Source organism: Glycocaulis sp. (assembly GCF_052168375.1).
Lineage (GTDB): Bacteria > Pseudomonadota > Alphaproteobacteria > Caulobacterales > Maricaulaceae > Glycocaulis.
In genome coordinates this window covers 1-7,193 of the sequence record NZ_JBQLZR010000221.1, presented here as the reverse complement: position 1 = coordinate 7,193, position 7,193 = coordinate 1, and the positions used below count along the sequence as shown (strand labels likewise).

Annotated in this window: 6 protein-coding genes and 3 pseudogenes; 4 read left to right on the top strand and 5 right to left on the bottom strand. The window is 64.2% G+C overall.

Features of this window, described 5'->3' with window-relative positions:
• Window positions 1-369, top strand: a pseudogene (gene prfC, locus ACTS2Z_RS09005) (peptide chain release factor 3); the annotation flags it as partial.
• Window positions 366-1,583: a mechanosensitive ion channel family protein gene (locus ACTS2Z_RS09000; protein ID WP_442572880.1), complete on the top strand. Its 1,218-nt coding sequence runs from the start codon at window positions 366-368 to the stop codon at window positions 1,581-1,583. The pseudogene prfC and the gene ACTS2Z_RS09000, both read left to right, overlap by 4 nt.
• 30 nt (window positions 1,584-1,613) lie before the next feature.
• Here ACTS2Z_RS09000 and ACTS2Z_RS08995 read toward each other — a convergent pair whose 3' ends face one another.
• From ACTS2Z_RS08995 to ACTS2Z_RS08985, 3 genes are all read right to left on the bottom strand, one after another.
• Complete coding sequence (locus ACTS2Z_RS08995; protein WP_442572879.1) at window positions 1,614-2,699, bottom strand: DUF2336 domain-containing protein; 1,086 nt, start codon at window positions 2,697-2,699, stop codon at window positions 1,614-1,616.
• Window positions 2,700-2,815: 116 nt separating this feature from the next.
• Window positions 2,816-3,229, bottom strand: a complete 414-nt coding sequence (locus ACTS2Z_RS08990) for a PAN domain-containing protein (protein WP_442572878.1) — start codon at window positions 3,227-3,229, stop codon at window positions 2,816-2,818.
• 43 nt (window positions 3,230-3,272) lie between these two features.
• The gene (locus ACTS2Z_RS08985) at window positions 3,273-4,160 is read right to left on the bottom strand and encodes a class I SAM-dependent methyltransferase (protein ID WP_442572877.1); all 888 of its coding nucleotides are present in this window, start codon (window positions 4,158-4,160) and stop codon (window positions 3,273-3,275) included.
• 180 nt (window positions 4,161-4,340) lie between these two features.
• On the opposite strand from ACTS2Z_RS08985, the gene ACTS2Z_RS08980 reads away from it, so the two are divergent.
• Window positions 4,341-5,207: an ion transporter gene (locus tag ACTS2Z_RS08980; protein ID WP_442572876.1), complete on the top strand. Its 867-nt coding sequence runs from the start codon at window positions 4,341-4,343 to the stop codon at window positions 5,205-5,207.
• Between the two features lie 5 nt (window positions 5,208-5,212).
• Here ACTS2Z_RS08980 and ACTS2Z_RS08975 read toward each other — a convergent pair whose 3' ends face one another.
• Window positions 5,213-5,836, bottom strand: a complete 624-nt coding sequence (locus ACTS2Z_RS08975) for an FMN-dependent NADH-azoreductase (RefSeq protein ID WP_442572875.1) — start codon at window positions 5,834-5,836, stop codon at window positions 5,213-5,215.
• A gap of 112 nt (window positions 5,837-5,948) precedes the next feature.
• Between ACTS2Z_RS08975 and ACTS2Z_RS08970 the strand changes: the two are divergent.
• Window positions 5,949-6,849: pseudogene (locus ACTS2Z_RS08970) on the top strand (LysR substrate-binding domain-containing protein).
• Here ACTS2Z_RS08970 and ACTS2Z_RS08965 read toward each other — a convergent pair.
• Window positions 6,842-7,193, bottom strand: a pseudogene (locus tag ACTS2Z_RS08965) (transglycosylase domain-containing protein); the annotation flags it as partial. The pseudogenes ACTS2Z_RS08970 and ACTS2Z_RS08965 overlap by 8 nt on opposite strands.

Here is a 7,193-nt window from a genome sequence, read left to right as displayed (position 1 = left end):
GCCAAGCACCTGAAAAAGGCTCTCGAAAGCCTGGCCGAGGAAGGTGTGACCCAGCTCTTCCGCCTGCAGGTCGGCGGCGACTTCGTCGTTGGCGCCGTTGGCGCGCTGCAGATCGACGTGATGGCCGAGCGCGTGGCGGCCGAATACGGGCTGGAAGTCACCTTCGAGCCGAGCCCCTACGAGACCGCGCGCTGGATCACTGGCGAGCGTGACAAGCTGGACGCGCTGATCGACCGGCATAAGTCCGCCATAGCCGAGGACATTGATGGCGCGCTCGTCTTCATGGCGAAGAACGCCTGGGAAGTGAACTACACACAGGAGAAATGGCCCGACATCCAGTTCCACCGGGCCAAGGAGCGCCGTGCATGATGGAAACCCTGACCGATCTCTGGGCGATTGTCGTCGATGTCTGGAACACGAGCTTTCTCGGCCTGAATGTCGGTCAGGCGCTGGTGGCGCTGCTGGTGGTGATGCTGGCCTTTGCCGTGCGCGGCCTGTGCGGCTGGATCATCACGAAGTTTCTGATGGCCTACGCCTCCAAGACGACGACCCAGCTCGACGACAAGATCGTCAAGGCGCTGTCCGGCCCGATCCGGATGATCCCGATCATTATCGGCGTCTATGTCGCCGTGCTGATTGTCGGCCTCGACCAGCCCGAAGGCGAGGGGCCGGGCATCAATGTGGTGCGCACGCTAATCGTCGTCGCGATCTTCTGGGCGCTGCACAATGTGGTGACGCCGGTATCCTACCTGTTGAAGCCCTTGCAGCGGGCTCTGGGCCCGGTGCTGGTCGACTGGCTGGCGAAGACCTTGCGCATTCTCTTCATCGTGGTGGGTGTCGGCGCTGTACTGCAGCTCTGGGGCATTCCGGTTGCGCCCATCGTGGCCGGTCTTGGCCTTTTTGGCGTCGCCGTGGGCCTCGGCGCGCAGGACCTGTTCAAGAATCTGATCTCCGGCCTGCTGGTGCTGACCGAAAAGCGTTTCCTTCCAGGTGAGTGGATTCTGGTCGACGGCATCGTCGAAGGCACGGTGGAGCAGATCAATTTCCGCTCTACCCTCGTACGGCGCTTCGACAAGAGTCCGGTCTACGTGCCGAACTCCTACCTGTCGGACGAGGCGGTCACGAACTTCTCGCGCATGACGCACCGCCGCATCCGCTGGATGGTCGGCGTCGAGTACAAGACCACCAAGGAGCAGCTCCAGTATATCCGCGACAAGACGCTGGAATGGCTGGACAATCATCCCGGCTTTGCCAAGCCGCCCGAAGTGGCGACCTTCATGCGGGTGGACAGCTTCGGGCCGTCCTCGATCGACTATCTGCTCTACTGCTTCACCCACACGACGAACTGGGGCGAGTGGCTGGAGCTGAAGGAGGAGCTGGCCTTCGCCCTGAAGGATATCGTCGAGGGCGCAGGCACCGGCTTCGCCTTCCCGTCCACCAGCGTCTACATGGATGACGGGGTGGAAGTGTTCGTGCCGCCCAAGGTCCGCGCCCATGGCCGCAAGGCTGATCCCGATGCCAATCCTGAAGCTGACGAGATGCCCGAACGCATTACGCGCGGCGAGGAAGGCGACAACGATTGAGCCCCGGCAGGCGGAACCGGTAACCGCTCGTCAAGCGGCCTGCATGTCGCGGCGCATCCGCCAGAAGCGCATGGCGCGTTCGGCATCTTCCTTCGCAAGCGCGCTGTAGAGCGCGCCAAGTGCCTGGGCATCCGATGTCAGATTGGCGCGGGTCTGCCCGCGCAGGATGGCGAGGGTCACGAACAGGGCCTTGTCAAAGCCGGCCGCCTTGCAGATCAGGGCCAGCCCGTCCGGACTGTGATGATCGAGCGCGCGCTGGGCGGCGCTGTGATCGACCTCGGCAAGCTCGGCCAGGGCCGCGCAGCACTTCACCCGCTCGCCTTCGCGCAGCAGGCGCACCAGGAGCGAACCGTCGAGTTCCTTGCGCATCCGCCGTGTAGTGACAAAGCGGCGGGCCTCGGTGATGGCCTTGTCTTCGGCAAGGCGGGCCTCCAGCCGGGCATGCGAGGCGGCCATCGCCGCTTCGGCGATCGCAGGATCGAGAGTCTCGAAGCGTTTCAGGATGCGGTCGCGCAGGGAGGATTCCACCACGCCCATCAGATCCCCCAGCAGGTCGGCCGGCGCGTCAGCGCGGTTGACCATGGGGGCTTGCAGGACCGGGCTGGTCTCCGCGCGGCGGGTCACGGTCTCGAAGGCAGAGCGGGAAAGCTGCGCACCATCATTGGCCACGAGGCGCGCCACGGTCTCGTCCGTGCCGTTGGCGACAATCGCGTCGCTGACGCGTTCGGAAACGCTCGAGCGCGCGGTCATGGCGCGGCGATGGTCCTCGCTCGCCTCATTGGCGATGGCGACGAGATCGTCCTCGGTCAGCACACCGGACTGGGCAAGAATGGGCGCGGCCACCTCGATCGCGTCGCGGGCCAGCTGCATGACAAGGCCGCGCGGGGCGAGGGGCGCATCGGCAAAGCGGTGGGCAAGCTCGGCGCGGGCATCCTGCGCCGTCTGGGCGGCCAGCGCAGACAGCACCGCGTCAAACTGTTGATGCTCACCAGAGCCGGACTGCGGCGTTTCATCGAAGAACAGGTCCGTCACTTCACGCAACAGGGCACGGCGCCGCTCGGACGATTTCTCGCGGGCAAGCCCGGTCAGGTGATGAAGTTTGGACTGGATGTTCATGATGCCCCGCAACCTGACCTGTTCAGGTTCGCCTGAGAGGCTAGGCGACGAGGGTAAATGCTTGGTTCGCAAAGCGCCGTTTGGGCGCGTAGCCGCGCCGGATTTGCGTGTCAGGCTTAATTTTCCGGAAACAGCTGGCTCTGGGCGGCTTGTGGCAGGGAACCGCCTTGCGGTGCTGCTGGGGGATGAGGCTCCGATTGCGCCGCCTGTTCGCGTGCGCTTGGCGGGCGTTCGATGGCGCTCTCGATGTGCGCGGCCAGAGCCGGGGAAAGGCCCGTTACCGCTCCGGGAAACGGGCGCGGGGTCAGCGGGGCGTTATGCAGCGTGCAGCGCTGGGGCCAGGCATGGTGCGTCCAGGCCTGGCAGGCCTCGTTATACCCGCACGCGCTGGCACAGGCCTGCCAGGACAGGGACGGCGCGCCTTCCAGCCGGACCAGAACGGCGCCGCGCCTCTCCTCGCCGTGCAGGACAGCGCCGGAGGGAAGCCCGTGCGGGAGAGTGAGGGCAATGGCGAGGAGCGGGATCAACATGCGCCGATTTCGCCCGGAAGGGGTGAAGGAAGCGTTTCGAGGCCTAGTACATCACCATGCAGAACTCGTTGGAGTTCAGAGGCGTCGGGAAGACGTCGCAATGCTCGAACCGGATCAGGCCCAGGCGGCGCAGATGACGCATGTAGTCAGCCATTTCAAAGCAGCTCACCCGCCAGGCATGGACATCGATGAAGCGGCCTTCCTCGACCGTCTTGTAGCCGCGGTCGAGCCGCTCGCCATCGACTTTCAGGCGCGTGACAGGACCGTCCTGCCAGTGCTGGACCGGATCGTTATGGGTGGAATGGGCATAGGCATCGATAATGTCGGCAAGACGATGCTGGGTGCGTTTCGTCCAGTAGGCCTCGAGCACTTCGCCAATGGTCGACGGCGCGATGCTGGCATCGAAGGTGTAACGCCGGTCCGGCACGATCGCCATCATCGCCCCGCCAGGATTGAGCAGGCCGTGACAGGCATTGATGTGACTGATGAGGTCCGGCTGGTGCTCGATCGAGTGCGACGTGAAGACGATGTCGAAGCGATCCGGGATATCGGCGAGCGCCACGTCCTTGCGCAGGTAATGGATCTTTTCCGGCACGCCGTCCGGGCTTTCCTCGGTCTGCGTGATGGCGCGCTGGCGAAGTTCGTCGGCATCGAGAATGTCGAAATAGCGCACATGCTCGCCGGTAAAGCTCGGCTTGTGGCCAGGACCGATCTCCAGGATCGAACCGGCACCATCGGCAAGCGTCAGGAAGGCGGGGCGTTCCGCCAGCGGCGAAGCGATGCGCCCTTCAGCGGCCCCATGCAGCTTGTAGTGCTCCATTGCGGCAAAATAATCGTGCCCTGAAAGGTCCTTGTAGCGGCCCGTATAGAAGGCATGGTCAAAGGTTTCCGGGGCGGTAAACCGCCAGGGCGTGCCGGAGCTGGTGTTCATTTTTGGCTTTCCGAACGGCTTCGTGTTGGCGGCAATAGACTGGGGAATGCCGCACCGGTCAACGCTGCGAACCTGTGCTCACGCTGGCAAAGCTGGCGGCGCTTGCAAATCCCGTTGCATCCCCCACCTGCAAGCGGCTAACGAGACGGCTTGCAATGTGTGAAGGCGAGGGAGCGCGCAATGGGTAGCGAGAAGGCCGGACTGCAGTCACGGCTGAAAGCCTTTGTGGAAAGCGCCCTGTTCCGCAATGCGATTACCGTGCTGATCCTTGTCAACGCCGTGCTGCTGGGTCTGGAAACCTATGATCTGCCAGCCGGTCTCGCGGCGGCGCTTTCCATCACCGACAAGGTGATCGTCTACATTTTCGCTGCCGAGATCGTGCTGAAGCTGGCCGTGCTGCGCCTTGCCTTCTTCCGGTCGGGCTGGAACTGGTTCGACTTCATCGTCGTGGCCATCTCGCTCATCCCGGCGGCTGGTCCGTTTGCAGTGCTGCGGGCCTTGCGGGTGCTTCGCCTCTTCCGCCTGTTCTCGATGGTCCCGGAAATGCGCCGCGTCGTCGTTGCGCTTGGCAAGGCCATTCCCGGAATGGGCTCGATCATGATGGTGCTCGGCCTGATCTTCTATGTCGGCGCGGTGATGAGCTCCAAGCTCTTTGCCGGCACGCACCCCCAGTTCTTCGGCGATCTGGGTGCGGCGGCCTTCACCCTGTTTCAGGTGATGACGCTGGAGAGCTGGTCGATGGGCGTTGCGCGGCCCGTCATCTCCGAGCATCCGCTGGCCTGGGCCTTCTTCGTGCCCTTCATCATCCTCACCAGCTTTGCCGTGCTCAACATGTTCATCGCGGTCATCGTGGACTCGCTGCAGGCAAAGCATTTTGACGAGGAAACCGAGCGTCAGAACAAGGCGACGGACGAGCGCACCCTGCTTCGTGAGGAAGTCACGGCCCTGCGCGGCGAGATCGCCGAGCTGAAATCCCTGCTGGTTTCCGGGCAGGCCGCAAAGCCCGCCCGCAAACCGTCCGGCAAGGAAAAGGGTGGCGCAAGCTAGGCGGTTCAGGCCGCCTTGCGTTCAGCAATCGCGGCAATATCGCCGCTCGCCTTCTTCATCCCATCCGCGCGGGCCGCGTCGCCCATGGCCAGTCCTTCAGCGCGGATGAAGCGCACATCGGTGACGCCGAAAAAGCCCAGCATCACTTTCAGATAGCTTTCCTGATGGTCCATCGCCTGCTCGGCCGGCGTGCCCCAGTAAAGGCCGCCGCGCGTGGATGCGATGTAGACGGTTTTGCCGCCGGCAAGCCCTTCCGGCCCTTTCTCGGTATAGCGGAAAATCCGCCCCGGTACGGCCAGACGGTCAAGCCAGGCCTTGAGCTGGGTCGGGATGGCAAAATTGTACATCGGCGCGCCAATGACCACGATGTCGGCGGCGAGGAACTCGTCCACCAGCGTGTCATTATAGGCGCGCTCGGCGCGCTGGGCGTCGTTGAGCTGGCTCACATCGCCGCGCATGGCCTGCAGGATCGCGCCGTCCATATGCGCAGGCGGAGCCGCGCCCAGATCGCGATAGCTGACCGTCAGGTCCGGATGCGTCTGGCGCAGGGCCGACACGATGTCCGCACTGATGCGGCGCGAGGCAGAGGCCTCGCCCAGAACCGATGAATCAATATGAAGAACCTGCATTCTTGCCTCCGTCGAGCCGGTTGATCCGGCATGGACGAGACCTAGTGATGGAACGAAGTTGTCACTAGACGTGAAAATCGGCATTGTTCGTTCCATGAGTGGAACAATAGACCTGTCCGATCTGAATGCGTCAATGCTGTTTGCCCGCGTGGTGGAGCATGGCGGCTTTGCCGCGGCGAGCCGGGCCATCGGCGTTCCCAAATCGCGCCTCAGCCGCAAGATTGCCGAGCTGGAAGCGCGCCTGGGTGTGACGCTGATCCATCGCTCCACCCGGCATTTCTCGGTCACCGAGGCAGGGCGGCTCTATTACCGGCATTGCGCGGCGATGATTGCCGAGGCCGAGGCCGCCGAAGACGCCATAGCCATCACCCGGTCAGAGCCGCAAGGCACGATCCGGGTCAGCTGCCCGGTCCTGATCGTGGAGAAGATTCTCGCGCCCTTCATCGCCGGTTTCATGATGCGCTATCCCAAGGTGCGCGTCCGGCTGGAATCCAGTAACCGGCGGGTCGACGTGATCGAGGAAGGCTTCGACATGGCCATCCGGGTTCGCGAACCTCCGCTGGAGGATTCCGGTCTGGTCCTGCGCCAGCTGGGCACCCATCGCGGCGCACTGGTGGCGAGCGGGGATTTCATCGCCCGGCATGGCCGTCCTGCCAGTCCGGAAGAGCTTTCACGCTTCGACACGATTTCCCAGACCAGCCGCACGGGCGAACATGTATTCACCCTCACCGGGCCTGACGGGCAGACGCAAAGGATTGCGCACGACCCGCGCCTGGTAACCGACGATCTTGAAGCCTTGCGCCAGGCCGCGCTCGCCGGTGCGGGGCTTTCAGCCTTGCCAAGGCTGCTGGTCAGCGAGGATATCGAGGCTGGCCGGCTTGAAGTGCTACTGCCCGATCAGGAATTGCCGGCGGGGCTGGCATGTGGTCTTCCCCTCGCGCCGGGGCCTGATCCCGGCCGTGCGCCTGTTCATCGACGCGCTGCCAGCCGCGTTCCGCGATCACGTCAGTTAAAGCGGCCGCCCTGCAATACGCGGTCGAACTCGGCCGACAGGCCGGCATAGAAGGCAACGAGGCGTTCCTCGCGCTCGCTGCGCACGCGCGGCGCTGGAGCCGATAGCGGTTCGGCAGCAACATCCTCATGCGCCGCGACCATGATCTCGCGCCAGATGTCGGCCGGCAGGCCGCCGCCGGTCACGTTCGACATCGCGGTGTCATCATCATTGCCGGTCCAGACCGCCGCCGTGTAGTGCGCCGAATAGCCGACAAACCACGCATCGCGGCTGTTCTGGCTGGTCCCGGTCTTGCCCGCGACGCGGTGACCCGGCACAGCGGCGCGCCGCCCCGTTCCGTCCAGC

Bases quoted from the DNA above. Each gene is read 5' to 3' on its own strand.
- ACTS2Z_RS09000 (WP_442572880.1), top strand. From the start codon at position 366: ATGATGGAAACCCTGACCGATCTCTGGGCGATTGTCGTCGATGTCTGG.
- ACTS2Z_RS08995 (WP_442572879.1), bottom strand. From the start codon at position 2,699: ATGAACATCCAGTCCAAACTTCATCACCTGACCGGGCTTGCCCGCGAG.
- ACTS2Z_RS08990 (WP_442572878.1), bottom strand. From the start codon at position 3,229: ATGTTGATCCCGCTCCTCGCCATTGCCCTCACTCTCCCGCACGGGCTT.
- ACTS2Z_RS08985 (WP_442572877.1), bottom strand. From the start codon at position 4,160: ATGAACACCAGCTCCGGCACGCCCTGGCGGTTTACCGCCCCGGAAACC.
- ACTS2Z_RS08980 (WP_442572876.1), top strand. From the start codon at position 4,341: ATGGGTAGCGAGAAGGCCGGACTGCAGTCACGGCTGAAAGCCTTTGTG.
- ACTS2Z_RS08975 (WP_442572875.1), bottom strand. From the start codon at position 5,836: ATGCAGGTTCTTCATATTGATTCATCGGTTCTGGGCGAGGCCTCTGCC.